The organism is Rubellimicrobium roseum (genome assembly GCF_006152145.1).
Lineage (GTDB): Bacteria > Pseudomonadota > Alphaproteobacteria > Rhodobacterales > Rhodobacteraceae > Rubellimicrobium > Rubellimicrobium roseum.
The window spans coordinates 53,737-79,262 of the sequence record NZ_VDFV01000003.1 but is presented as its reverse complement, the minus strand read 5'-3'; the positions used below and the strand labels follow the sequence as shown (position 1 = coordinate 79,262).

At 69.4% G+C, this 25,526-nt stretch carries 22 protein-coding genes and 2 tRNA genes; 13 read left to right on the top strand and 11 right to left on the bottom strand.

The window, feature by feature from the left end; translation table 11 throughout:
- Positions 1-4: 4 nt before the first annotated feature.
- The 7 genes from FHG71_RS04380 to FHG71_RS04350 all read right to left on the bottom strand — a co-directional run bounded on the left by FHG71_RS04380 (position 5) and on the right by FHG71_RS04350 (position 8,393).
- The gene (locus FHG71_RS04380) at positions 5-1,432 is read right to left on the bottom strand and encodes a UDP-N-acetylmuramoyl-tripeptide--D-alanyl-D-alanine ligase (RefSeq protein ID WP_139080407.1); all 1,428 of its coding nucleotides are present in this window, start codon (positions 1,430-1,432) and stop codon (positions 5-7) included.
- Positions 1,429-2,919 carry a UDP-N-acetylmuramoyl-L-alanyl-D-glutamate--2,6-diaminopimelate ligase gene (locus tag FHG71_RS04375; RefSeq protein ID WP_139080406.1) on the bottom strand — a complete coding sequence of 497 codons (1,491 nt, stop codon included), beginning with the start codon at positions 2,917-2,919 and terminating at the stop codon, positions 1,429-1,431. Before FHG71_RS04375 ends, FHG71_RS04380 begins: the two co-directional genes overlap by 4 nt.
- Positions 2,920-2,933: 14 nt before the next feature.
- Positions 2,934-4,712, bottom strand: a complete 1,779-nt coding sequence (locus FHG71_RS04370) for a peptidoglycan D,D-transpeptidase FtsI family protein (RefSeq protein WP_246045337.1) — start codon at positions 4,710-4,712, stop codon at positions 2,934-2,936.
- The gene (gene ftsL, locus FHG71_RS04365) at positions 4,709-5,068 is read right to left on the bottom strand and encodes a cell division protein FtsL (protein ID WP_139080405.1); all 360 of its coding nucleotides are present in this window, start codon (positions 5,066-5,068) and stop codon (positions 4,709-4,711) included. Before ftsL ends, FHG71_RS04370 begins: the two co-directional genes overlap by 4 nt.
- Before the next feature lie 13 nt (positions 5,069-5,081).
- Positions 5,082-6,083, bottom strand: coding sequence for a 16S rRNA (cytosine(1402)-N(4))-methyltransferase RsmH (gene rsmH, locus FHG71_RS04360; RefSeq protein ID WP_425467323.1), 1,002 nt, complete (start codon positions 6,081-6,083; stop codon positions 5,082-5,084).
- 1 nt (position 6,084) lies between these two features.
- Positions 6,085-6,597 (bottom strand): division/cell wall cluster transcriptional repressor MraZ, encoded by a 513-nt coding sequence (locus FHG71_RS04355; RefSeq protein ID WP_246045336.1) that lies wholly within the window; start codon positions 6,595-6,597, stop codon positions 6,085-6,087.
- Positions 6,598-7,301: 704 nt separating this feature from the next.
- A complete protein-coding gene (locus FHG71_RS04350; RefSeq protein ID WP_139080404.1) occupies positions 7,302-8,393 on the bottom strand; it encodes an Mrp/NBP35 family ATP-binding protein in 1,092 nt (363 codons plus the stop codon).
- Between the two features lie 349 nt (positions 8,394-8,742).
- Between FHG71_RS04350 and FHG71_RS04345 the strand changes: the two genes are divergently transcribed.
- The 3 genes from FHG71_RS04345 to FHG71_RS04335 all read left to right on the top strand — a co-directional run bounded on the left by FHG71_RS04345 (position 8,743) and on the right by FHG71_RS04335 (position 10,926).
- Complete coding sequence (locus FHG71_RS04345; protein ID WP_139080403.1) at positions 8,743-8,964, top strand: DUF1127 domain-containing protein; 222 nt, start codon at positions 8,743-8,745, stop codon at positions 8,962-8,964.
- 480 nt (positions 8,965-9,444) lie between these two features.
- Entirely contained in the window at positions 9,445-9,696 is a 252-nt protein-coding gene (locus FHG71_RS04340; protein WP_139080402.1) for a hypothetical protein, read from the top strand.
- A gap of 63 nt (positions 9,697-9,759) precedes the next feature.
- Positions 9,760-10,926 carry a benzoate/H(+) symporter BenE family transporter gene (locus FHG71_RS04335; protein WP_139080401.1) on the top strand — a complete coding sequence of 389 codons (1,167 nt, stop codon included), beginning with the start codon at positions 9,760-9,762 and terminating at the stop codon, positions 10,924-10,926.
- On the opposite strand, the gene FHG71_RS04330 is transcribed toward FHG71_RS04335, so the two are convergent.
- Positions 10,895-11,347, bottom strand: a complete 453-nt coding sequence (locus tag FHG71_RS04330) for an Lrp/AsnC family transcriptional regulator (RefSeq protein ID WP_139080400.1) — start codon at positions 11,345-11,347, stop codon at positions 10,895-10,897. The genes FHG71_RS04335 and FHG71_RS04330 overlap by 32 nt on opposite strands.
- Positions 11,348-11,421: 74 nt before the next feature.
- Between FHG71_RS04330 and FHG71_RS04325 the strand changes: the two genes are divergently transcribed.
- Positions 11,422-12,024, top strand: coding sequence for a LysE family translocator (locus FHG71_RS04325; protein ID WP_139080399.1), 603 nt, complete (start codon positions 11,422-11,424; stop codon positions 12,022-12,024).
- Positions 12,025-12,078: 54 nt separating this feature from the next.
- Entirely contained in the window at positions 12,079-12,834 is a 756-nt protein-coding gene (locus FHG71_RS04320; RefSeq protein WP_139080398.1) for a Stf0 family sulfotransferase, read from the top strand.
- A gap of 178 nt (positions 12,835-13,012) precedes the next feature.
- On the opposite strand, the gene FHG71_RS04315 is transcribed toward FHG71_RS04320, so the two are convergent.
- Complete coding sequence (locus tag FHG71_RS04315) at positions 13,013-15,400, bottom strand: ATP-dependent helicase (protein ID WP_139080397.1); 2,388 nt, start codon at positions 15,398-15,400, stop codon at positions 13,013-13,015.
- Positions 15,401-15,557: 157 nt separating this feature from the next.
- Here FHG71_RS04315 and pyc point away from each other — a divergent pair, with 157 nt between their 5' ends.
- From pyc to FHG71_RS04290, 5 genes are all read left to right on the top strand, one after another.
- On the top strand, positions 15,558-19,001 hold the full coding sequence (pyc, locus tag FHG71_RS04310; protein WP_139080396.1) for a pyruvate carboxylase: 3,444 nt from the start codon (positions 15,558-15,560) through the stop codon (positions 18,999-19,001).
- Between the two features lies 1 nt (position 19,002).
- Positions 19,003-19,329, top strand: coding sequence for an MAPEG family protein (locus FHG71_RS04305; RefSeq protein WP_218014034.1), 327 nt, complete (start codon positions 19,003-19,005; stop codon positions 19,327-19,329).
- Between the two features lie 972 nt (positions 19,330-20,301).
- The gene (locus FHG71_RS04300; protein WP_139080395.1) at positions 20,302-21,057 is read left to right on the top strand and encodes a TerC family protein; all 756 of its coding nucleotides are present in this window, start codon (positions 20,302-20,304) and stop codon (positions 21,055-21,057) included.
- Between the two features lie 75 nt (positions 21,058-21,132).
- Positions 21,133-21,207 (top strand) — tRNA-Gly (locus FHG71_RS04295).
- A gap of 132 nt (positions 21,208-21,339) precedes the next feature.
- Positions 21,340-21,414 (top strand) — tRNA-Gly (locus FHG71_RS04290).
- Positions 21,415-21,460: 46 nt separating this feature from the next.
- Here the strand turns inward: FHG71_RS04290 and FHG71_RS04285 are convergent.
- On the bottom strand, positions 21,461-22,357 hold the full coding sequence (locus FHG71_RS04285) for an SMP-30/gluconolactonase/LRE family protein (RefSeq protein WP_139080394.1): 897 nt from the start codon (positions 22,355-22,357) through the stop codon (positions 21,461-21,463).
- A 56-nt stretch (positions 22,358-22,413) separates the two neighbouring features.
- Positions 22,414-23,361 carry a manganese catalase family protein gene (locus FHG71_RS04280; RefSeq protein WP_139080393.1) on the bottom strand — a complete coding sequence of 316 codons (948 nt, stop codon included), beginning with the start codon at positions 23,359-23,361 and terminating at the stop codon, positions 22,414-22,416.
- 157 nt (positions 23,362-23,518) lie between these two features.
- Between FHG71_RS04280 and FHG71_RS04275 the strand changes: the two genes are divergently transcribed.
- The 3 genes from FHG71_RS04275 (at position 23,519) to FHG71_RS04265 (ending at position 25,522) form a co-directional block, all read left to right on the top strand.
- Complete coding sequence (locus FHG71_RS04275; protein ID WP_425467322.1) at positions 23,519-24,031, top strand: YciE/YciF ferroxidase family protein; 513 nt, start codon at positions 23,519-23,521, stop codon at positions 24,029-24,031.
- 60 nt (positions 24,032-24,091) lie between these two features.
- Entirely contained in the window at positions 24,092-24,970 is an 879-nt protein-coding gene (locus tag FHG71_RS04270; protein ID WP_139080391.1) for a LysR family transcriptional regulator, read from the top strand.
- A gap of 120 nt (positions 24,971-25,090) precedes the next feature.
- Positions 25,091-25,522 carry a DoxX family protein gene (locus tag FHG71_RS04265; RefSeq protein WP_139080390.1) on the top strand — a complete coding sequence of 144 codons (432 nt, stop codon included), beginning with the start codon at positions 25,091-25,093 and terminating at the stop codon, positions 25,520-25,522.
- Positions 25,523-25,526: the final 4 nt, after the last annotated feature.

The following is a 25,526-nucleotide window of genomic DNA, read 5'->3' as shown; positions in this document are numbered from 1 at the left end:
CGGATCAGCCTCCCTCGATGGACGGCGCGCCTTGCCCCATCCGTCGGATCGCGTCAACGACGAGCGAGACGCGGCTCCCCTTGGAGCCCTTGACCAGCACCACGTCCCCCGCGTCAACAAGCCGGCGCAGGTGGCCCGACAGGGCCTCGGGCCGCTCGGCCCATTCGCCGCGCCGGTCGGCGGGCAGCACCGCGTGCAGCGCCCTCATGCGGGGGCCTACGCAATGCACCTGGTCGACGGCCTCCATGGCCGGGTCCTCCGCAAGGCCCGCGTGCAGCGCCGCCTCCTCGGGCCCCAGCTCCAACATGTCGCCCAGGATGGCGATCCGCCGCCCGCGCGAGATGCGGCCAGGCCCATCCTCGGGCTGCATTCCCGCCAGCACGGCCAGCCCCGCCGCCATCGAGGTCGGGTTGGCGTTGAAGGCGTCGTCGACCAGCGTGATCCGGCCGTCGCCCCACTCGATCTCCTCGCGCCCGCCACGGCCCTTGGGCGGGGTCCAACCCGCAAGGCCGTTGAGCGCCAGCGCCCGCTCCGCCCCCAGCGCCTCGGCCGCCGCCAGCGCGCCCAAGGCGTTGACGGCGAAATGCGCGCCCTCGGTGGCGACCTTCAGATGCACGGGCTCGTCCCCGGCCAGCGCGCGCCCCACCGTAGCCCCCCCGGCCATGCGCAGGTCGAGGAGCCGGTGGGACGCCCCGTCCGCCAGCCCGAACGTGACGACCCGCGCGCCCGCCGTCTCGGCGCAGGCCAGCAGGACCGGAAGCTGCGGCACGTCGGCGGGCAGCACGGCCACGCCGCCGGGCTCCAGACCCTCGCAGATCGCCCCCTTCTCGGCGGCGATGCCCTCCAGCGACCCGAAGGCCTCCAGATGCGCGGCCCCGATGGTCGTGATGAGCGCCACGTGCGGCCGCGCCTGCCGGGCCAGCGGCGCGATCTCGCCCGGGTGGTTCATGCCGATCTCGACCACGGCGAAGTCCGCGTCGGCCGGAAGCCGCGCCAGCGTCAGCGGCACGCCCCAATGGTTGTTGTAGGAGGCTTCGGCGGCATGGACCGTCCCTTGCGTTTCCAGCGCCGACCGCAGCATCTCCTTGGTCGAGGTCTTGCCCACCGAGCCGGTGACGCCCACGACCCGCGCGCGGCTCCGCGCCCGCCCGGCCCGGCCCAGGTCCTCCAGCGCCGCCTGAACGTCCGGCACGATCAGGAGGGGCGCATCTTCCGCCACCTCCTCGGGTCGGCGGGTCACCAGCGCCGCCGCCGCGCCCTTCTCCAGCGCCTGGGCGACGAAGTCGTGCCCGTCCCGCGCGGCCTTCAGCGCCACGAACAGGTCGCCCGGCCGAAGGGTCCGTGTGTCGATGGACACGCCCCCGGCCACCCAGTCGCGCGTCGCCGTCCCGCCCGTGGCCGCCGCGGCCTCGTCCGCCGTCCAAAGGCTCATTCCCGTCCCTCCAGCACGGCGACCGAGACGCTCGCCTGCTCCACGTCGTCGAACGGATAGATCTCGTTGCCGACGATCTGCCCCGTCTCATGCCCCTTGCCGCAAACGAGCAACGCATCCCCCGGCTGGAGCGCATCCACGCCCCGCAGGATCGCCTCGGCGCGGTCGCCCACTTCGGTCGCCCGCTCCGCGCCTCCGGCCTCGCGCACGCCCTGCATCACGGCGGCCCGGATGCTGCGGGGGTCCTCGCTGCGCGGGTTGTCGTCCGTGACGATCACGAGGTCCGCGTGGCGCGCCGCCGCCGCCCCCATCAAGGGCCGCTTGCTCCGGTCGCGGTCCCCGCCCGCCCCCACGATGGCGATGATCCGCCCCATGACGTGGGGCCGCAGCGCCGCCAGCGCCGTCTCCACCGCGTCGGGCGTATGGGCATAGTCCACGAACACGGACGCTCCGTTCCTTCGCCGGGCCGCCAGCTGCATCCGCCCCCGCACCGTCTTCAGCAGCGGCAGCGCCTTCCACACGGTCTCCGGGTCCTCGCCCGCGCCGATCACGAGACCCGCCGCAACCAGCACGTTCTCGGCCTGGAAGCCTCCGATCAGGTCGAGCCGGACCTGCCTCACCTCGCCCTGCCAGGCGAACCGCAGGTCCTGCCCCGTGGCGTCGAAGCGCTGGCCCAAAAGCCGGAGCCGCGCCCCTTCGGCCGCGCCGGTCCCGATCACCTCCAGCCCGCGTGCGGCGGCGATGGCCGCGACCTCCGGCCCCTTGGGGTCGTCGAGGTTCACGACCGCGACGCCGTCCTCGGGCAGCACGGCCCGGAACAGCCGCATCTTGGCGTCGAAATAGGCCTCGAACGTTCCGTGGTAGTCGAGATGGTCCTGAGTGAAGTTCGTGAACCCGGCCGCAGCCAGCCACACGCCATCGAGCCGCCGCTGGTCGAGCCCGTGCGAGGAGGCCTCCATCGCCACATGGGTCACGCCCGCGCGCCGTGCCTGCGCCAGCACCCGGTGCAGCGTGAGCGGATCGGGCGTCGTGTGGCGCAGCGAGGCCTCCCACGCTCCCTCGACGCCCACGGTTCCCAGGTTCACCGCGCTCAACCCCAGGCCCATCCAGATCTGGCGGCAGAAGCTCGCCACGCTGGTCTTGCCGTTGGTGCCTGTGACGGCGACCACCGCCTCGGGATGCGGCCCGAACCACAGCGCACAGCTCCGGGCAAAGACCTGCCGCGCGTCCTCGGCCAGGATCAGGACGGCCCCGCCCAGCTTGCCTTCCGCGAGGCGCGCGCCCTCGGCGTCGGTCAGCACGGCGGCGGCCCTGCGCAGGACGGCGGCCTCGACATAATGCGCGCCGTGAATCGTGGCGCCGGGCAGCGCGGCGAAGAGGTGCCCCGGCTCCACCATCCGGCTGTCCACCGACAGTCCCGTCACGGCGGGATCGCGCCCGCCCGGCGCGGTCAGGCCCAGCTCGGCCAATGTCTTGGTCTCGGCCATGCTGGCCCTCCGCGTCAGTTCGCGGGCTCGGTTACACCGTCCGCCGCCGCCACTTCAACCGCCGGACGAAGCCCCAGCAAAGGCGCCGCGCGCCGGACGAGCTCGGCCGCCACCGGCACCGCCGTCCAGCCCGCCGTCCGGCGCGGCTCGGTCCCCGAGGTCTCCACGGGCTCGTCGAGGCTGACCACGATGACGTACTGGGGATCGCTCGCCGGGAAGACCCCCGCGAAGGTCGCGATGACCTTGTCGTCGTAGTAGCCGCCCGTGGCGCGCGGCTTGTCGGCGGTCCCGGTCTTGCCCGCCACCTCGTAGCCCGGCACGTCCGCGAGCGAGGCCGTCCCCCGCGACACCACCTGCCGCAGCATGTCGACCGACTGGCGCGCGGACTGCTCGCTCAGGACGCGCGGCCCGGGCTCGCGGTTCTCCTCGTGGACAAGGCTCGGCGTCACCGCCGTCCCGCCGTTGCCGATGGCTGCATAGGCCGCCGCCAGGTGCAGGGGCGAGGTCGAGACCCCATGCCCGTAGGAGATGGTCAGGAGGCTGATCTCGGACCATTGCGCCGGCAGCAGAGGCCGGCCCGTCCGCGCCTCCGTCATCTCGACATGGGTGGGCTCCAGAAGGCCCAGCCCCTGCAGGAAGGCCCTCTGCCGCGCGGGCCCGATCATCAGGGCGATATGGGCGGTGCCGATGTTCGAGGACTTCACGATCACGTCCGTGACCGTGTTCTCGGCGCCATAATAGTGGAAGTCGTTGATGCGGAAGCGGCCCCAGGTCATCGGTCCCTGGGTGTCGATCATGGTCTCGGGGTTCAAGAGCCCGAGGTCCAGCGCCTGCGCCACGGTGAAGATCTTGAACACCGAACCCAGTTCGTAGACGCCCTGGATCGCCCGGTTGAACAGGGGGCTGTCACCGGGGTCGCCGCTCGTGGCCGCCGGGGGCCGCGTGTTGGGATCGAAGTCCGGCAGGGAGGCCATGGCCAGGATCTCGCCCGTGTGGACATCCATCAGGATGCCGGCCGCGCCCTTGGCGTTCATCAGCGTCATGCCGCCCTGGAGCACCTCCTCCATAGCGGCCTGGATGGTGAGGTCGAGCGACAGCGCCAGCGGCTCGGCCTGCCGCTCGGGGTCACGCAGCCGGGCGTCGAAGTGGCGCTCCACCCCGGCCGTGCCGATCACCTCGGCCGAATCGACGCCCTCGCGCCCGTAGCCCGCGCCCCCCAGGATATGGGCCGCCACCGGCCCGTTCGGGTAAAGCCGCATCTCGCGGGGTCCGAACAGCAGCCCCGGCTCGCCGATGTCGTGGACGGCCTGCACCTGCTCGGGGCTGATCTGGCGGCGAATCCACAGGAACTTGCGCGGCCCCGTGAAGTCGCGCAGCAGCTCGGCCTCCTCGAGGTCGGGGAAGATCGCCGCCAGCTCGCGCGCGGCACGGGCTGGGTCCACCATCTGCCGCGGCTGGGCATAAAGCGCATGGGTCGCGAGATTGGTGGCCAGGATGCGCCCCTCGCGGTCCACGATGTCGGCGCGGGTGCTGAGGATCGGGGCGTCGATCGCGCTCGCGACCTGCGGCTCCTCGGGCTCGGTGGAAGCCAGCACCGCCATGCGCGTGCCCACGGTGCCGTAGGCCAGGGCAAAGACCCCCGCGAGGATCCAGATCCGCTTCTCGGCCCGGATGCGCGCCCGCTCGGCACTGTCGCGGGTGGCGGCGCGGCGCAGGAGCCGCAGCGAGGGCCGTCGCGCCCAGGCCCCGCGCCCGAGCGCGGCGGCCGCCAGGGCCAGCTCGCGCGTGGTCACAGCGGCTCCTCCCCGTCGCCGGGCGTCCCGTGCGAGACGATGAGTTCCGACAGGACCGGAGCCAGCGTGTCCGACGGCATGGGCACCTCGTCCACGGCCGCAAAGGCCTCGGGCATCAGCGGCAGCAGCTCCAGCCGCTGAAAGTTGATCTCGGCGAGGTCGCGCAGCCGGTCAGGCCGGTTGAGATAGGCCCATTCGGCCTCCAGCCGATCGAGCCGCGCCTGCGCCGCCGCGATCTGGCCCCTGAGGTCGCGCACCTCGCGAAGGCTGGCCTGCGTGGCGTAGTTCTCCTGATAGGCCCAGAAGCCCAGGCCCATCACCAGCAGGGCCAGGCCGATCGTGATCAGACCCTTCATCGCTCTCGCTCCCTCATCGCCTCGGTCGTCCGCCGGTGGTCCGGCTTGTCGGGAGCATCGGCATGCCGATCTCCTCGTCGTTGATCCGTCCCGCGGGCGCCGACGTCCGCCGCGCGACGCGCAGCTTGGCCGAGCGCGCGCGGGGATTGGCCGCCAGCTCCGTCTCGTCGGGCTCGACCGCCTTGCGCGTCACCATCTCGAAGGCAGGGGCCTCGGCCTCGGCCTCGGGTGCATAGCGGCTCCCCTGCCCCATCCGCCCCGCGCGAAGCTGGAGGAACCGCTTCACCATCCGGTCCTCGACCGAGTGGAAGCTCACCACCGCCAGCAGCCCCCCCGGGGCCAGCACCCGCTCGGCCGCTTCCAGGCCGCGCGCCAGCTCGCCGTATTCGTCGTTCACGGCGATCCGCAACGCCTGGAAGGTGCGCGTCGCCGGGTGCTTCTCGCCGGGCTTCTGGCGCGGCAGGCACCGCGCCACGATCTCGGCCAGTTCCAGCGTCGTCTCCACGGGGCGCGCCGCCAGGATCGCCCGCGCGATCCGGCGCGAGGCCCGTTCCTCGCCGTAGAGATACAGGATATCGGCCAGCCGCTCCTCCCCAGCCTCGTTCACGAGGTCGCGCGCGCTCGGGCCCGACTGCGACATCCGCATGTCGAGCGGCGCGTCCTTCTGGAACGAGAAGCCCCGCTCGGCCGTGTCGATCTGCATCGACGAGATGCCGAGATCCAGCACCACGCCCTCGACCTGTTCCGCGCCCGCTTCGGCGGCGATGCGGTCCAGCTCCCCGAAGGTCCCTTCGCGCAGGTCGATGGTTCCATGAAATCCCGGAAGCCACCCGGCCGCCATGTGATGGGCCAGCGGATCCCGGTCGATCCCGATGACGCGCGCCGCTCCGGCGGCGATCAGGCCGCGCGCGTAGCCGCCGGCGCCGAAGGTCCCGTCGATCCAGGTGCCGCACACGGGGGCGCAGGCCGCCAGCAGGGGGCGCAGCAGGACCGGGATATGCGGCTCGGCCATCATCTCAGCCGCCCCAGACCAGCGTCATGGGATCGAAGCCTTCGGGCTGCGCTTCCAGGAACGCGCGCATCTGGGCTCCCACCTTCTCCTCGAAGGTCGCCGCCGCCCAAATCTCGAAATGGTCGCCTCCGCCCGAGAAGACGACCTCGCCCTCGGTCAGGCCCAGCTTCTGGCGCTGGCGGATCGGCATGACGATGCGGCCGTCGCGGTCGACCTCCAGCCGCACCGACTGGCCCAGGATCAGGCGCTGCGACACGGCCTTGCGCTGCGCCTCCTCGGGCGTGCGCGGCTTGATGGCCATGATCTGCTGGGCGACCTCGTTGAAGGCCGCGACCGTGTAGGCCTTGAGATGATCCCTCAGATGCTCGCCATAGAGGAGATAGAGCGACGGGTTCAGCCCCTCGGTCCAGTTTGGATCGTTGGCCTCCAGCACGCGGCGGAAGTCCGACGGGATCGACATCCGGCCCTTGCCGTCGATCCTTTGCGGATATTCGCCTGTGAAGCTGGCCGTGATCACCGGAACCCGCTACGCCCCAAACCCCCGCGGTGCTGGTCCTTCGACACGAAAACGGCGGATCCGGGCTGCCACACCTGATCCGCCGTTTCCGTCCCTTCCGGGAAGTCCGACTGCGCGCGCACCTGGGGGGATGCTGCTCGCTCGCGCGCCGGATCGTTCTGCCTGTGGCGTTCGCTGTCCTGCTCTCGATATCGGAAGCAACCGGAATGGATTTGCCTGTATGACTGCGTCTCGGTCGGGGTTCTTTGTCGCCCCTGGGTATCCCGCGCCGCTTCCGACACCATTAGGGATGCCATGGGAATTCCTGGTACTCAAGGCCTATGTTGCCTTCAGGGCCGCCCTTTGCGCGAATGTCACAGCCCAAGCGCCATCTTGCTGTGGACAGCCCTGTGGAAAAGCCCGCTTTTCTCGGAACATCAGGGCAAGACCCCTTCGGAGGGGCCTGTGGACGACAGAAACTTCGACCGGCAAAGAACCGCCGGTAACCTTTCGTCAACCGTCCTGGCGCAGCACAGATTCGCGGCACGGTTCGCGGCGCTTGGGTCACATTCTTCGGTGTTTCAGCCGCTTAGCCCTTGAACCTCGTTCGTGAGGCAAATCCGAATCGGATTGTGACGGCTTTTTGTCGGCATCGGGCCAAAACGAAAGCGGCGACCCCGGAGGGCCGCCGCGTGGGTCGGTCGCGAGGAGCCGGGCGACTCGGATCAGGCCATGCCGCCCTCGACCAGCCGGCGGGCGATGCCGCGCCAGGCCTCGGCCATGGGCCCCTCCCCGGCTGCCACGGGCACGCCTTCGTCGCCCGAGATCCGCGTCTCCAAGTCGATGGGAAGCCGGCCGAGGAAGGGGATGCCGTCCTTCCGCGCCTCCGCCTCGACGCCGCCGTGACCGAAGACATGGCTTTCGTGGCCGCAGTTCGGGCAGACGAAGCTGCTCATGTTCTCGATCAGGCCCAGGATGGGGGTGTGGAGCGTCCTGAACATGTCGATCGCCTTGCGGGCGTCGATCAGTGCCACATCCTGGGGCGTGCTGACCACGACCGCACCGGTCAGGTGCGTCCTCTGGCAGAGCGTGAGCTGCACGTCCCCCGTCCCCGGCGGCAGGTCGACGATCAGCACGTCGAGCCGCCCCCAGTTCACCTGCGTCAGCATCTGCTGGAGCGCCCCCATCAGCATCGGCCCGCGCCACACGATGGCCTTGTCCGGGTCGACCATGAGCCCGATGGACATCAGGGTCACGCCATGGGCGTGCAGCGGCTCGATGGTCTTGCCGTCGGCCGAGGCGGGGCGCTTGCTCACCCCCATCATCCGCGGCTGCGACGGCCCGTAGATGTCGGCGTCCAGAAGCCCCACGCGCCGCCCCTCGCGCGCCAGCGCCACGGCGAGGTTGGCGCTGACCGTCGACTTGCCCACGCCCCCCTTGCCCGAGCCCACCGCGAGGATGCGGTCGACCCCCGTCACCCGCTGCGGACCCGCCTGCGGCGTCGGGTGCCTCCCGATGGTCAGCGAGGGCGCCCCCGACGGCGGAGGCGGAGCCGGGGCCTTCGCCGCCGGCCCATGCGCGGTCACGACGATGGACACGCCCGTGACCCCGGGGATCGCCCGCACCACCCGCTCAGCCTCCGCGCGCACGGGCTCGAGCGCCCGCGCCTCGTCCACGCCCCGCGCCTCCAGCACGAAGCGCACCGCTCCCTCGGCCACCGCCAGCGCCTGCACGAGCCCGCTGCCGGCCAGATCGCCGCCGCCCGGCATCGCCACGCGGGCCAGCGCCGCCATCACCTGCTCTCGTGTCGGACCCATCCGTCACACTCCTGTCGCCTGTCGGCCCTATCCTGTCCGGCTGGACCGGACGCCCCAGCGGCGGCTGCCCGTTCGACGGCCGCCCTTCCGGCGGGCAACCCTTGTCGCGGACCGGGCAAAGCGCAAGGGCCCGCCCTCCGCGCAGCGCGCCGACGGCGGCCCCTTTCCCTCCAGTCATGCAACAGGATGCCAGAAAATGCGGCAACTCCATGCGCTGACTGCATGGCGGCCTTGCGCCCAAGCTCCATTGTGCAGTCGCAGCAATTGTCTATTTGTGTTCCCGACAGCGCTAACAGCGCCGTCCCGAGGCCCCGATGGCCCGGGATGAACCGGAACGAAAGAAACGATCATGGCCTACGCACACGACACCCATCACGCCGCCACCGGGCTTTCGCTGGCCGAACGGATCGGGCAGCTCCGTGCGGATCTCGCGACCCGCATCGCTCGCTACCGCCTCTACCGCGAGACGCTGGCCGAACTGTCCACGCTCGGGCCGCGCGAACTCCACGACCTCGGGCTGAACACGGCGGATCTTCCTGCCCTCGCCCGGAGCGCCGCCTACGGCGCCTGACGGATCTACGGTCCGGTCCGTCCTCCCCGGGTCCGGATCGCCTCTGCGGGACAGGGACTCACCTCCTCCCGAGGCCCCCTCGCAACGGTCGCGGTGGAAGCCCTCCTCCCTGGGCTCCACCGCACGGAATACGCCGGCGCCCTTCTCCTCCCTGGGTGTCGGCGGCTCGCGGCGGGGCCGATCCTCCCCGGCTCCGCCGCACGGAATTCACGACTTCGCCGGCGCCCGTCCTCCTCCCTGGGCGTCGTGCGGAACTGCGGCGGGACCTCTCCTCCTCCCTGGTCCTGTCGCATTCTCATCGGAACGGCGGCCCTCTCCTCCTCCCTGGGCCGCTCCTACCGGACGGCGGCGCCCTCCTCCCTGGGCGACCGCCGTTTTTTTCGTGGAGGTTTCAGCCTTCCATCAGGACGCGGCCGGGCCTCCCGGGGCATCCTTCGCGGTAACGGACCTGCGGTGGCGGTCCGACCCAGGGAGGATAGCATGGCCACGACCCATCTCGACCGACCCCGCTCGGTCCTCGGCATCCTGATGGACGTCATCCACGCCCATCCGGCCTCGACCATGGGCCGGCCGGGGCAGGGTCGCGGCCGCGGTCTGGCCGAGGAGGAAATCCTCGACCACCTGCCCCCGCACCTGCGCGACGACATGGGCCTTCCTCCCGTTCCGCCGCCCGAACCCGAGCCGCCCTCGGTCGCCCGCGCCCGGCACCGCGCGGCCCGTTGGGGCATCTGAGCCCCCCTTCCGTCCGCCGCCGCGACCCGCCATGGTCGCGCCCGCAACGGCAGGACAGGGCAGATGCGGGCATCCCTTCTTTCGGCGGCGCTTGTGGCCGCGCTCGTGGGCTTCGGCTCGACGGTGGCGCTGGTGCTCGCCGCCGCCGCCGCTGTGGGGGCGAGCCCCGAGCAGACCGCCTCCTGGGTGCTCGCCGTCTCGCTCGCCAAGGCGCTGGGCAGCGCCGGGCTCAGCCTCTGGGCGCGGATGCCGATGGTGCTGGCCTGGTCCACGCCGGGCGCGGCGCTGGTCGCCGCCACCCAGGGCCTTTCCATGGAGCAGGCGGCCGGAGCCTTCGTCCTGTCGGGCCTCCTGATCGCGGCGATGGGCCTGATCCGCCCGCTCGGCCGGCTCGTGGCGCTGATTCCCGACGCCATCGCGGCCGGGATGCTGGCGGGCGTGCTGCTGCCCTTCGTCCTCAAGCTCGCCCCGGCGGCGGCCGAATCGCCGGCCCTCCTCGGCCCCATGGTCGCGATCTTTGCGCTGGTGCGGCTGCGCAACCCCGCTTGGGCGGTGCTGTCCGCGCTGGCCGTCGGCCTCCCCCTCGCCTTCCTCACCGGCGCCGCCCACGCGCCGGCCGTCGCAGGCCTTCCCGCGCTCGTCCTCGTCCGGCCCGAATTCGACGCGGGCGTGCTCATGGGCCTCGCCGTTCCCCTCGCGCTCGTGACCATGGCATCCCAGAACCTGCCCGGCTTCGCCACCCTGCGCGCGGCGGGCTACGAGCCCCCCGTGGGCGCGGCGCTCACCACCACGGGACTCCTGTCGGCGGGCGCCGGGCTCTTCGGGGCCCATCCGGTCAGCATGGCCGCGATCACCGCCGCGATCTGCCTGGGCGACGACGTGCACCCGGACAAGGGCCGCCGCTGGATCGTCGGCCTCGCCTATGCCGGCATCTGGGTGGCGCTGGGCCTCGCCTCGCCCCTCGTCATCGCCGCCATCGCGGCGCTGCCGCCCTCGCTCGTGGCCGGCATCGTCGCCATCGCGCTTCTCGGGCCGCTGACCGGGGCGCTGACGGGCGCCACGAACGCCGCCGCCACCCGAGTCCCGGCCGTGGTGACGCTCGCGGTGACGGCCTCGGGCGTCGCGGCCTTTGGGATCGGCGCGGCGTTCTGGGGCCTCGTGGCGGGCGTGGCCTTCCACCTCCTCGACCTGGGGGCGGTCAGGCTCGCTCGTCCTTCGGGGACTCCATGACAATATAGCTGGTGATCGACCGCACCGCCGGCACCGTCCCCAGCACGTCCGTATGGAAGGCCTTGTAGGCGGCCAGGTCCCGCGCCTCGACCCGCAGCAGGTATTCGAAAGCCCCCGCGATGTTGTGGACCTCGACCACCTCGGGCGCGGCCCGCATGGCCGCCTCGAAGCCCTTCTGCGCGGCCTTGCCGTGCTCGCTCAGGCCCACGGCGACATAGACCACGTAGCCCCGTCCCACCTGCGCGCCGTCCAGCACCGCCCGGTAGCCCCGGATGACGCCCCGGCGCTCCAGCGCCTCGACCCGCCGCAGCGTGGCCGAAGCTGACAACCCCACCCGCTCCGACAGGTGCAGGTTCGAGATCCGCCCGTCCCGGCGCAGCTCGCGCAATATGCGTTCGTCGATGGCATCCAGATCCGTCATGGATTGCGATCCTACCGCCATCACGCGCGATTTCGCAATCCCATGTACCCGTCTGCGCCGTAGGATTGCGCATCATGACCACGCTCGATCTCCTCCCCGCCCTCGCCGGCTTCGCCTTCGTGTCCTCGATCACGCCCGGGCCCAACAACCTCATGCTCATGGCGTCGGGCGCGAACTTCGGCCTGCGCCGGTCGCTGCCGCACATGCTGGGCGTAGGGCTCGGCTTCACCGCCATGATCGTCGCCGTGGGCCTCGGCCTCCACGGCATCTTCGAAGCCCTGCCCTGGGCGCATTCGGCGCTCGAGATCTTCGCGGTCGTCTATCTCCTCTGGCTCGCCTGGAAGATCGCCACGGCCAAGCCCTCGACGCCCGAGGCGCCCCGCGCCGCCCGTCCCCTCACCTTCTGGCAGGCGGCGGCCTTCCAGTGGGTCAACCCCAAGGGCTGGATGATGGTGATCTCGGCCCTCACCTTCTACGCCGCCGACCAGAGCCTCGGCGCGGTCCTCCTCGTCGCCGCCGTCTTCGGCGCGATCAACCTGCCCTGCATCTCGGCCTGGGCCATGCTGGGCCAGGAGATGCGCCGCATCCTGACCTCCCCCGCCCGCTTCCGCGCCTTCAACGTCACTATGGCGCTCCTGCTCGTTGCGACGCTCTGGCCGATCCTGAAAGCATTCTGAGGTCGCCGGACCGGCCATGCGGAGACGGCGGATCACCGACCCGGGGGCCTTTTGATGGACGCCTACATCATCTGCGCAACTCCAAGGACAGGGAGCACGCTGCTCTGCGACCTGCTGGCCTCCACGAAGGTCGCCGGGTGCCCGGACTCGTACTTCATGACCGACCTCGATCCCGTCTGGGTCGAGCGGTGGGGCTTTCCGGGCCGAAGCGCTCGGGACACCCCCGGCCACGCGGCTTCCCATCTCGAAGCGGCTAAAAAGGTAGGCCGCGGACAGACTGGAGTCTTCGGCCTCCGACTCATGAGAAGGGACCTCGACGGCCTGTCGGCCCTGATCGGGCAGGTGTTCCCGGATCTGCCGTCCGACAGGGCCCGTCTGGAGGCGGCCTTCGGCAGGGTCCTCTACATCCACCTGTCTCGCGTGGACAAGCTCGGGCAGGCCGTGTCGCTGGTGAAAGCCGAGCAGACCGGCCTATGGCACGTTGCCCCCGACGGCACCGAGCTAGAACGCCTCGCCCCGCCGAAAGAGCCGGCCTACGACTTCGACCGGATCGCGCGCAAGGTGGCCGAGCTGGAGGGCCACGACTCCGCCTGGCGGACCTGGTTCGACGAACAGGGCATCGAGCCGCTGCCGGTCGCCTACGAACGTCTCTCAGCCGATCCTTCGGCCACCCTGGGTCGCATCCTGGGGGCCCTGGGCCTTCCCCAGCCCGCTCCTGACGCCCTCAGGCCCGGCGTCGCCAAGCTGGCGGACGCCACCACCCATGAGTGGATGCGCCGTTACCATGCGGACTCGGCCTCGACCGGATGACCGGATCGGCACGACGCTCCCCACAGGCCTTAATCCGCCGTTAACGACTAAGTAGCTGCCACACATGAAAAATCCCTGCGACCGCGCAACGCTCGGTGCTATCAGACTTCGTTAACCCTCCGCGCCCATCCTGTCTCCAACACACAGGAGACAGGCCCCGATGCGGACGCCCCTCAGATCAGAACGGCACGTCGTCCCCGCCGCCGCCCGGCGCGGGCACGACGAACTTGGCCACGACCTTCTTCTCGCCCGCCTTCTCGAAGGCGATGTCGAGCTTGTCGCCCTCGGCGCCTACGATCCGGCCATAGCCGAACTTCTGGTGGAACACCCGGTCGCCCAGCGTGAAGGAGGACTCGGCCGTGGCGTCGATGGTCAGGCCGCGCGACTCGCCCGGTTCGCGCATCGGCCGCACCTGCGCCCGCGCCTGGAGCCGGCGCCAGCCGGGGCTCGCGTAGACATCGGCCCGCGCCGCCCGGTTCATGAGATCCGAGGCCTCGGCCGCTTGCAGCACGGGGCTCGCGCCCATCGCCATGCCCGCCGCGCCGTAGCCGCCGCCATACAGGCCGGGCGGCGTCAGGATCTCCACATGGTCCTTGGGCAGTTCGTCGATGAACCGGCTCGGAAGGGAGCTTTGCCACTGCCCGTGCACCCGCCGGTTCCCGGCGAAGGAGATGGTCGCCACCCGCTCCGCCCGCGTGATGCCCACGTAGGCGAGCCGCCGCTCCTCCTCCAGGCCCTTGAGGCCCCCCTCGTCCAGGGATCGCTGCGAGGGGAACAGCCCATCCTCCCAGCCGGGCAGGAACACCGCCGGGAACTCCAGCCCCTTGGCGGCGTGGAGCGTCATGATCGACACCTTCTCCTCGCCCCCCTCGGCCGCGTTGTCCATGACCAGCGCCACGTGTTCGAGGAAGCCCTGGAGCGAGTCGAACTCCTCCAGCGCCTTCACCAGCTCCTTGAGATTCTCGAGCCGCCCCGCCGCCTCGGGCGACTTGTCGTTCTGCCACATTGCGGTGTAGCCCGACTCGTCCAGGATCATCTGCGCGAGCTCCACATGGGTGTCGCCCTCGCGCACGACCTGATCGTGCCAGCGCTCCATGGCCTGCACGAAGACGCGCAGCTCGTTCCCGCCCTTGCCCGCGACCAGCTTGGTCTCGGCTGCGATCCGCGCACCGTCGAGCAGGCTCACCTTGTTCTGCCGGGCGCAGACCTGGATCGTCTGGATCGCCTTGTCGCCCAAGCCACGCTTGGGGGTGTTCACGATCCGCTCGAAGGCGAGGTCGTCGTCCGGGGACACCGCCAGCCGGAAATAGGCCATGGCGTCCCGGATCTCCTGCCGCTCGTAGAAGCGTGGGCCGCCGATCACGCGGTAGGGCAGCCCGATGGTCAGGAATCGGTCCTCGAAGCTGCGCATCTGGTGGGACGCCCGCACGAGGATGGCGATACCGTCCAAGTCGATCGGGTCCATGCCGCGGGTGCCGCGCTGCATGGCCTCGATCTCCTCGCCGATCCAGCGTGCCTCCTCCTCGCCGTCCCAATGGCCGATGAGCCGGACCTTCTCCCCCTCGCCCAAGGCGGTCCAGAGCGTCTTCCCAAGCCGCCCCTTGTTCCCCGCGATCACCGAGGACGCGGCGGCGAGGATATGCGGCGTACTGCGGTAGTTCTGCTCCAGCCGCACCACGGTCGCACCGGGGAAGTCCTGCTCGAAGCGCAGGATGTTGCCCACCTCGGCCCCGCGCCAGCCGTAGATCGACTGGTCGTCGTCGCCCACGCAGCAGATGTTGCGGTGCCCCTGCGCCAGGAGCCGCAGCCAGAGGTACTGCGCGATGTTGGTGTCCTGGTACTCGTCCACGAGGATGTAGCGGAACCAGCGCTGGTACTGGGCCAGCACGTCCTCATGCGCCTTGAAGATGCCGATGACGTGCAGGAGGATGTCGCCGAAGTCGACGGCGTTCAGATCCTTGAGCCGCTGCTGGTAGGCGGCATACAGGTCCACCCCCTTGTGATCGAAGGCCGCCACGTCCGCTGCCGGGATGTTGCCCGGCGTGAGCGCCCGGTTCTTCCACCCGTCGATGATGTGGGACAGCTGCCGCGCCGGCCAGCGCTTCTCGTCGATGCCCGCCGCCTGCACGAGCTGCTTCAGGAGCCGGATCTGGTCGTCGGTGTCGAGAATCGTGAAGTTCGACCGGAGCCCCACCAGCTCGGCGTGCCGCCGCAGGAGCTTCACGCAGATCGCGTGGAAGGTGCCAAGCCAGGGCATCCCCTCGACCGCCTCGCCCACCATGCGGCCGATGCGGTCGCGCATCTCGCGCGCGGCCTTGTTGGTGAAGGTGACGGCCAGCACCTCGTTGGGCCGCGCCTTGCCCGTCGCAAGCAGATGCGCGATCCGCGCCGTCAGCGCCTTGGTCTTGCCGGTGCCCGCCCCCGCGAGCATCAGCACCGGCCCGTCCAGCGCCTCGACCGCCGCGCGCTGCGCGGGGTTGAGGTCGTCCAGATAGGGCATCCGGGGAACCGCGCCGGCCATGGCGCGGCGCGAAAGCGGGAGGTCGGAGTCAGGCGAAAGGCTCATGGCCCCGGACCCTATCCCGACCCTCGTTTCAAGGAAAGGCTCTCGTTCGTGTTATGTTCCGGCAAGCGCCGTGAGCACGCTCGGGAGCGTCGCAATCCGACCCTTGCGCTGCGTCGCGGCGCGCCTAATGTGCCGCGTCCTTAAGCGGAGCCCGCCCATGCCCGAATTCCAGAAGATCCTGATCGCCAACCGGGGCGAGATCGCCATCCGGGTCATGCGGGCCGCCAACGAGATGGGCAAGCGCACCGTCGCGGTCTATGCCGAAGAGGACAAGCTGGGTCTCCACCGCTTCAAGGCCGACGAGGCCTATCGCATCGGCGAGGGGCTGGGGCCCGTGCAGGCCTACCTGTCGATCCCCGAGATCATTCGCGTCGCCAAGATGTCGGGCGCCGACGCGATCCATCCGGGCTACGGGCTCCTGTCCGAGAACCCCGACCTCGTGGACGCCTGCGAGGCCGAGGGAATCGTCTTCATCGGCCCCACCGCCGCGACCATGCGGGCCTTGGGCGACAAGGCCAGCGCGCGGCGCGTGGCGATCCAGGCCGGCGTGCCCGTGATCCCGGCGACCGAGGTCCTGGGCGACGACATGGAGGCCATCAAGCGCGAGGCCGCCGGGATCGGCTATCCGCTGATGCTCAAGGCCTCCTGGGGCGGCGGCGGCCGGGGCATGCGCCCGATCCTGTCCGAGGACGAGTTGGAGACCAAGGTGCTGGAGGGCCGGCGCGAGGCCGAGGCCGCCTTTGGCAACGGCGAGGGCTACCTCGAGAAGATGATCCTGCGCGCCCGCCACGTCGAGGTGCAGATCCTCGGCGACAAGCAGGGCAACATCTATCACCTGTGGGAGCGTGACTGTTCCGTCCAGCGGCGCAACCAGAAGGTCGTGGAGCGCGCCCCCGCCCCCTACCTCACGCAGGAGCAGCGCGAGGAGGTCTGCGAGATGGCCGTCCGCCTCACGCGCGCGGTCAACTACGAATGCGCGGGCACCGTCGAGTTCCTGATGGATATGGACTCGGGCAAGTTCTACTTCATCGAGGTGAACCCCCGCGTTCAGGTCGAGCACACCGTGACCGAGGAGGTCACCGGCATCGACATCGTGCGCGCCCAGATCCTGCTGGAAGAGGGCAAGAGCCTCGCCGAAGCCACCGGCGCCGCCCGGCAGGAGGACGTGAAGCTCGACGGCCACGCGCTCCAGTGCCGCGTGACGACCGAGGACCCGGCGAACAACTTCATCCCCGACTACGGGCGCATCCTGACCTATCGCAGCGCCACCGGCCCGGGTATCCGGCTCGACGGCGGCACGGCCTATTCGGGCGCGGTCATCACCCGCTACTACGACTCGCTCCTGACCAAGGTCACGGCGCGCGCGCCCACGCCCGAGATGGCCATCGCCCGCATGGACCGCGCCCTGCGCGAGTTCCGCATCCGGGGCGTATCGACGAACATCGACTTCGTCATCAATCTGCTCAAGCACCCGACCTTCCTGTCGAACCGGTACACGACCAAGTTCATCGACACGACGCCGGACCTGTTCGAGTTCGCCAAGCGGCAGGACCGGGCGACCAAGATCCTGACCTACATCGCCGACATCACGGTGAACGGCCACCCCGAGACCGCCGGTCGCGCCAAGCCCGCCGCCGACGCCCGAAAAGCCAAGCCCCCGGTTCAGGCGCTGGGCACGTGGCAGGCCGGGACGCGGCAGCTCCTCGATGAGAAAGGCCCCAAGGCCGTCGCAGAGTGGATGAAGGCGCAGACCCGGCTCCTTGTCACCGACACGACGATGCGGGACGGCCACCAGTCGCTGCTCGCCACCCGGATGCGCTCGATCGACATGATCAACGCGGCGCCCGCCTACGCGCAGATGATGCCCGGGCTCTTCTCGGTCGAATGCTGGGGCGGCGCGACCTTCGATGTGGCCTACCGCTTCCTGCAGGAATGCCCCTGGCAGCGGCTGCGCGACATCCGGGCGCGGATGCCCAACATCATGACGCAGATGCTTCTGCGGGCCTCGAACGGGGTGGGCTACACCAACTACCCCGACAACGTGGTGCAGTTCTTCGTGGCCCAGGCCGCCGAGTCCGGCGTGGACGTGTTCCGCGTCTTCGACTCGCTCAACTGGGTCGAGAACATGCGCGTCGCCATGGACGCGGTGATCGAGGCCGAGAAGGTCTGCGAGGCGGCGATCTGCTACACGGGCGACATCCTCGACCCCGACCGCTCGAAGTACGACCTCAAGTACTACGTCGCCATGGCCAAGGAACTGGAGGCGGCCGGCGCCCATGTTCTGGGCCTCAAGGATATGGCGGGGCTCCTCAAGGCGCCCGCCGCGCGTGTCCTCATCAAGGCGCTCAAGGAGGAGGTGGGCATGCCGATCCACTTCCACACCCACGACACCTCGGGCGCGGCGGTGGCGACGATCCTGGCGGCGGCCGACGCCGGCGTGGACGCGGTGGACGCGGCGATGGACGCCTTCTCGGGCGGCACCTCGCAGGCCTGCCTGGGCTCCATCGTCGAGGCGCTGCGCCACACCGACTGCGACACCGGGCTCGACATCGCGGCCATTCGCCGGATCAGCAACTATTGGGAGGCCGTGCGGGCCCAGTACTGCGCCTTCGAGTCGAGCCTTCAGGCTCCTGCCTCCGAGGTCTACCTGCACGAGATGCCGGGCGGGCAGTTCACCAACCTCAAGGCGCAGGCGCGGAGCCTGGGGCTGGAGGAGCGCTGGCACGAGGTCGCCCAAGCCTATGCCGACGCCAACATGATGTTCGGCGACATCGTGAAGGTCACGCCCTCATCCAAGGTGGTGGGCGACATGGCCCTGATGATGGTCGCCCAAGGCCTGACGCGCGCGCAGGTCGAGGACCCGGCGACCGAGGTGGCCTTCCCCGACTCGGTCGTGGACATGCTCAAAGGCAATCTCGGCCAGCCCCCGGGCGGCTGGCCCGAGACGCTGCAGCGCAAGGTGCTCAAGGGCGACGCGCCGATCACGGACCGTCCTGGCGCGCATATGCCGCCGGTGGACATCGAGGCGGTCCGGGCCAAGGCCAGCGCCGACCTGGACGTGCCCCCGCTCGACGACGAGGACCTGAACGGATATCTCATGTATCCCAAGGTCTTCTCAGACTACATGAGCCGCCACAAGGCCTACGGCCCCGTGCGGACCCTGCCGACCAAGACCTTCTTCTACGGCATGGATCAAGGCGAGGAGATCAGCGCCGAGATCGACCCCGGCAAGACGCTGGAGATCCGGCTTCAGGCCGTGGGCGAGACCACGGCCGAGGGCGAGGTCCGCGTCTTCTTCGAACTGAACGGCCAGCCGCGCACGATCCGGGTGCCGAACCGCTCGGCCGCTGCGCTGGCGCAGCGCCGGCCCAAGGCCGAGGTTGGGAACCCGCTCCACGTCGGCGCGCCCATGCCGGGCGTGGTGGCGACGGTCGCGGCCCAGGCGGGCAAGCCCGTGAAGGCGGGCGACCTTCTCCTCACCATCGAGGCGATGAAGATGGAGACGGGCATCCACGCCGACCGCGACGGGACAATCAAGGCTGTCCACGTCCAGCCTGGCGCACAGATCGACGCCAAGGACCTTCTGGTGGAGATCGGCTGACATGGCCCTGCCGGTGACGTCCCTTTATGCGGCGCTGCTGACGACGCTGTTCCTGGGGCTCACCGCGCGGGTCATCTTGTACCGGCGGGGCCGCCGCATCAGCCTCGGCGACGGTGGGGACCCCGAGATGCTGCATCGTCTGCGGGCCCAGGGGAACTGCGCCGAGTACGCACCGCTGGGGATAATGCTTCTGGGGCTGCTGGAACTGGCGGACTGGGGCGCCACGCTCCTGCATGGCCTTGGGTTGATGCTGCTGTCCGGCCGACTCATCCATTCCATGGCTCTCGCCCCCGTCGTGCTCTGGGACCGCTTCGGCCTCTTGGGATGATGCTGACCCTGACCATGCTGGCGCTCGCCGCCCTGGCCTTGCTGGGCTCGGCCCTCGTCTAGGCACGCCAAGGTCAGAAGGGCACGATGGCGATCCCCGTCACCAGGTCGACGGACAACAACGGCCGTGGTTGAGGCGGCGTTGGATCGAGGTCTCGCCGTCCGAGCTGGCGTGCCTCATGGCTTGGTCAGGGTGTCCAGCGGCGCGATTGCTGCCCGCTTCGCCTTCGACACCTGGGACGCCACGCGGCAAGGCATGCGAGGGTGTTCCTGATCGCGCTGCCTAGGCTGCGGCCCAGGCCGCTGGTTCCCTTCGTGGCCCGCATCCGGGCCGGGCGCGCGGGGTCGATCGCCTACCTGTCGGGACAAGGGACCGAAACGTTCCACTTCCTGCTCCATCGAAATATCGAGACCGCGCGACTGGACAATCCTACGGCTCGGCTTCTTTGCACAAACCTTGGCAGGCCTTAACAGAGGGACATTGACGAGGGGCGTCCATGTCTGCTCGGCAGACCGGCCTGCGTGATCTTTATACACGTACGGGTCACTGGCGAGGTCGCTAAGGACGACGTTGCAGAGCCTTGGCCAAAGCTCGGGAAAGCCTGTGCCCTGACCGGCGCCGAGGCCGTCACTTTTGACCACGTAAGATGGCTCCTGACCGAAGGATTGGGTGATCCGATCCGCTACGAAGCCGCTTCAGTCGCTGGCTGCCTACTGCGTGTCAACAGCCAGGCTGCATCCCAGGTGCGGGCGTTGGTTCATGCCTGGCTGCACCTTGAACTGTGGCGTGGCAAGGCCAACCGGCCTGCGCCGGACCTTCAATGTTTTCTGGGACGGCCACCCCGGACGCTAGGCGACCGCACCCACGACCATCGTTCGCTATGGCAGTCGGAACCCCGGCGCGCGTAAGGTCATTGTGCAAACAAGCGCGCCGCTGGGCGGCGCCCGCCCTTGAACGATACGGCGCCACATCATGATCGAGCTGTTCTCGGACCCGGCCGTCTGGGCCTCGTTCCTCACCCTGACGATCCTGGAGATCGTGCTGGGAGTGGACAACGTCATCTTCCTGTCCATCATCTCCCAGCGCCTGCCCGAGCAGCAGCGCGCCCGAGCCCGACTTGTCGGGCTCCTGCTCGCACTCATCATGCGGGTGCTGCTGCTCCTCTCGATTGCCTGGATCATCGGACTGACCGAGCCCTTCGTCACCATCGCGGGATTCGGACTCAGTTGGCGCGACGTGATCCTGATCGGGGGTGGCCTGTTCCTGATCTACAAGGGCGCTAACGAGATCTTTCAGGATGTAGAGGGTAACGGCGGTCACCATGGAACAGATGCTGTCGTCCATGCCTCTTTCGCGGCGGTGATCGCGCAGATCGTCGTTCTCGACCTCGTGTTCTCGCTGGACAGCGTCATCACCGCCGTGGGCATAGCCGACCACATCCCGGTAATGGTCGCCGCCATCGTGATCGCCATCGTCATCATGATGGTCGCGGCGAACCCCATAGCGAACTTCATCGAGAACCATCCCTCGACCAAGATGCTGGCCTTGGCTTTCCTGGTGATGGTGGGCATGGCACTGGTGGCGGATGGCTTCCACTTCCACGTGGAGCGTGGCTTCATCTACGCCGCCATGGTCTTTGCCGGCGGAGTCGAAGGTCTGAACCTCTGGAAGCAGCGGCGACAGCGCCGCCTGGCCGAGGAGGCGGAGCGCGGACAGCCTGCCGCCTGACGACCCGGCGGCAAGCGGGCATTTCTCCCCTTGCAGCGTGATGCAGCGATGAGTAGACACCCCATCACGGAACGGGCGGGCGTAGCTCAGGGGTAGAGCATTACCTTGCCAAGGTAAGGGTCGTGAGTTCGAATCTCATCGCCCGCTCCAGTCTCCGTCGTGATGGGGCGGCCTTCGGGCCGCCCTTTTCGTTTCTGGCGCGTCCCCCAAGATCCTTGCGGAAATGCTTTCGCGACCTCTTGCAGCCCTCCGCGCCTATCGGTAGATACCCTCCCACGGAGCGCGGGCGTAGCTCAGGGGTAGAGCATTACCTTGCCAAGGTAAGGGTCGTGAGTTCGAATCTCATCGCCCGCTCCAATCATCCGGCGTGACAGGGGCGACCTAACGGTCGCCCCTTTCGCATTCAGGCTGCTGCCCGCGCATTGACGTAGACCGCATAGACCGAGGTCGTGGCGGCCAAGAAGAGCCGATTGCCGCGCGGCCCCCCGAAGCAGAGATTCGCCACCCGCTCGGGCACGAGAATCTTGCCGATCAACGTGCCATCGGGGTAGAAGACCTGAACGCCGTCGGCGGCCGAGCACCAGACGTTCCCTCGCGCGTCCACCCGCAGACCGTCCGGGGGACCCGGTTCCACATGGGCGAAGACCCTGCCCTCCCCCAGCCGCCCGTTCTCCATCTCGAAGACCCGCAGCACGGATGGCACCGCATCGTCATGGCTCGACCCGCTCTCGGCGACATAGAGCCGCGACTCGTCCGGCGAGAAGGCCAAGCCATTCGGCTGGACGAAGCCCGTCGCCACTCGCTCGGGCTCTCCGCCACCGGGCGGGATGCGATAGACGGCGTTCTCGTCCTGCTCGGGCACCGACTCGTAGCCCTCGTAGTCCGACAGGATGCCGTAGGTCGGATCGCTGAACCACACGGCCCCGTCGCGCGCCACGACCACGTCATTGGGCGAGTTGAGCCACCGGCCGCCGTAGCTCTCCGCGAGGATCGTCGTCGTGCCGTCGTGCTCGGTGCGGACCACCGAGCGTGTCCCGTGCGAGCAGCTCACCAACCGTCCCTCGCGGTCGCGGGTGTGACCGTTGGTGTAACCGACAGCCGTCCGGAAGGCTGACAGGCCCGTGCCCTCGGTCCAGCGCAGGATGCGGTCGTTGGGGATGTCGCTGAGATAGAGAGCCTGGTGCGCCGGGAACCAGACCGGCCCTTCGGCCCAGCGCAGGCCGGTGCCAAGGTGGTCGAGACGCGCCGAAGGCTGGATCAAGGCGCGGAAACGCGGGTCGCGGATTTCATAGATCGACATGGTCCCTCCGTGAAGACGGAGGGACCTTAGCACTGCGCCGGGACAGCGCGAGCGTCCTAGAGGGAGCCCGCCCCCTGATGGGCCTTCTGCGTCAGCCTGCTCGCGATCTCGTAGAACTCCTCGGGCGCGTAGTCGGGCGTGAAGGCCGAGGGCTGGCCCACGAGGTCGTGGATGCGCCCGCCGTCCGGCATTCCCTCGACCACGACCAGTTCGCCCGGCGGGTCGGTGGGCAGGGCCATCTCGCCTTCCCAGATGCCCCGGATCGCGCTGTAATCCGAGGGCGAGAAGGTATAGAGCCGCCGGTGCGCGCCCTCCTGCAGGTACTTCTGGCATTCCGGTATATTGCCCAGCGGAATGTTGGGCGTGGGCAGCATCTGCTCGATGGCGACGCCGGTCAGCTTCTTGAGCGCCAAGGCATAGGCGTGGGCGTGGACCGAGCCGCGCACGAGCAGGTAACCGCAGACCTCGCGACCCGTGGCGTCGGAGCTGTCCAGCGTCTCGTAGACGCGCAGCTTGTGCAGCCGCGCCCCGCATTCCAGATGGAAGTTGTGGAGGAGGTCGAAGACCACGTTGCCGGTCGTGGTCACGAAGTCCTTGTTCCAGCTCATCCCGTTCGAGTCGATCGGCACCGCCCCGCCGCCGTGCGACAGGAAGCCTGCGGCCAGACGGATGTCCTGCATCTGCCCGAAGGGCCCCTCGCTGATGTCGCCGCCGGTCCCCGAATCGTCCGCCGCCGCGTCCGGCCCGTTGGCCAGCATCGCCACGCCGTTCGAGACCAACTCCACATGCCCCAGCTCCTCGGCGGTGATGGCGGCCACCAGCTCGTAGAAGGGCTTCAGCTTCGACTTGGAGCGGAAGTTGAAGCTCTGGAACATGTAATTTCCGAGCGTGGACATCTCGCCGTACTTGCCGCCCAGAAGCTCCTGGAGGGCGAAGGCGGCGTTGGGGTCCTGCTTCCTGGGGGGTGGCAGCTCGATCTGGAGCTTGTCGACGCGCAGGAACATGGAAGAGCCCTCCTATGTGATGGCTTCGCCGGCAACTAGGCGGACAGGAGAGGCTGGCCAGAGGTCCTTGGACAATGAGCGGCAAACCCGCCCTAGGCGGCAAACGGACGGGAACAGCAGCGGGGGCGCAGCGTTCGTCAGGCTCACGATCCATTGGATGGAGAGACCTATGCCCGCCGCGAATTTGGAGAAACTGTTCCATGACGGCCTTCGCGACGCCTACTACGCCGAGCGAAAGGCCCTGCAGGCTCTCAAGAAGCACGCCCGCGCGGCCCAGCACGCCGAGCTGAAGCAGGCCTTCGAGCAGCACCGCGACGAGACCGAGGGCCAGATCGAGCGCCTTCAGCGCGTGTTCGAGACCATCGGCAAACGCGCCCAAGGCAAGACCTGCGCGGCCATGGACGGCCTTGTCGAGGAAGGCGAGGAGATCATGGAGGAGTACAAGGGCTCCCCTGCGGCCGACGCGGGCCTGCTCGCCGCCGCGCAGGCCATCGAGCACTACGAGATCTGCCGCTACGGCACGCTCGCGTCCTGGGCCAAGCAACTGGGCAACACGGACGCCGAGAACCTCCTGCGCGAGACTCTGGCCGAGGAGGAGAAGACGGACAAGCTCCTGACCGACCTCGCCGAGAGCGTCATCAACGCCGCGGCCGAGCAGCAGGCCGCCTGACGCCCTTTCGGCCGCCCATGGCCGGTCGTAGGCTCCGGACGCCCCCCGACCGGAGCCGCCATGGACCGCCTCGCCGCCGATCGCATGTTCATGGCCGTCATGGAGGCGGGCAGCTTTGCGGCGGCGGCGCAGCGGCTGGGAACCAGTTCGGGCCAGGCCTCCAAGCTGGTGGCCCGGCTGGAGGCCGAGCTGGGCGTGCGGCTCCTGCACCGCACCACGCGGGCGCTTCAGCCGACGGAGGCGGGCCAACTTTATCATGACCGTCTTCGCGGACTGCTGGACGAGCTGGACGCGCTCGATGCCGAGGTGCGCAGCTCTGGAACCGTGCCCAAGGGCCGGCTGCGCGTCTCGGCGCCGCTGACACTGGGCACGCTGCGGCTGGCGCCGCTTCTGGCCCGGTTCGCCGGCGACTTTCCCCAGATCGCGCTGGAGGTCGATTTCACCGATCGTCTGGTCCGGCTCGTCGAGGAAGGCTTCGACATGGCGATCCGCGTCGGGCGCCCCGGCGATTCCACCCTGGTCGCGCGCAAGCTGGCCGAGGCGCGGATCGTGGCCGTGGCCTCGCCCGGCTATCTGGCCGAAAAAGGTCGGCCCGAGAGGCCCGAGGATCTCGCCCGCCATGACTGCATTATCGACACCAACCGACGCGACCCGCATCGCTGGACGTTCGGGGACGGACGTCAGGTAACCGTCGCGGGACGGCTCACCTTCTCGAACGCCTCCGTGTGCCTGGCCGCTGCGGAGGCGGGCTTGGGTATCGCCTATCTTCCCGACTTCGTGGTGACCGAGGCTCTTCGGGCCGGGCACGTGGAACGGTGCCTCGTGGGATGCGAGGAGGCGCCGCATGGGATCTTTGCCATGACGCCCTCTGGCCGCCATCCGGCCGCCAAGGTGCGCGTGTTGATCGAGACCCTGGTTCGTGGCCTGCGCGGCACGTAGGGCCATTCCTTCCCGGGAGGATGGAATGTTCTTCCGCTCCCCTGGATTATCGACGTGGCGGACCTGATGCATATGGAGGTGGCAAGCCCGTCCGGGCAATCTCAATCGAGGACCACGACCATGACCTTCGCCACCGCCACGGCGTCCCGCGCCACCCCGTCCCAAGCCGATCTCGCGGCGTTTCTTCTCCGCGTCGCCATGGGCGTGCTCTTCGTCCTCCACGCCTGGATGAAGATCGCCGTCTTCACGCCATCGGGCACCGCCGGCTACTTCGCCTCCATCGGCCTGCCCGCCGCGCTGGCCTATGTCACCATAGCCGTCGAGCTTCTGGGCGGGCTTGCCCTGATCGCCGGGATGGCGACCCGCTGGGTGTCGCTGCTGCTCGTCCCGGTGATGGTCGGGGCCGCCTATTTCGGCCACGGCTCGGCCGGCTTTTTCTTCTCGAACGCGGGCGGTGGCTGGGAATATCCCGCCTTCTGGACCGTCACCCTCCTCGTGCAGGCCCTGCTGGGCGACGGCGCCTATGCCATAGGCAACCGCGCGGCCCGCTGAGATT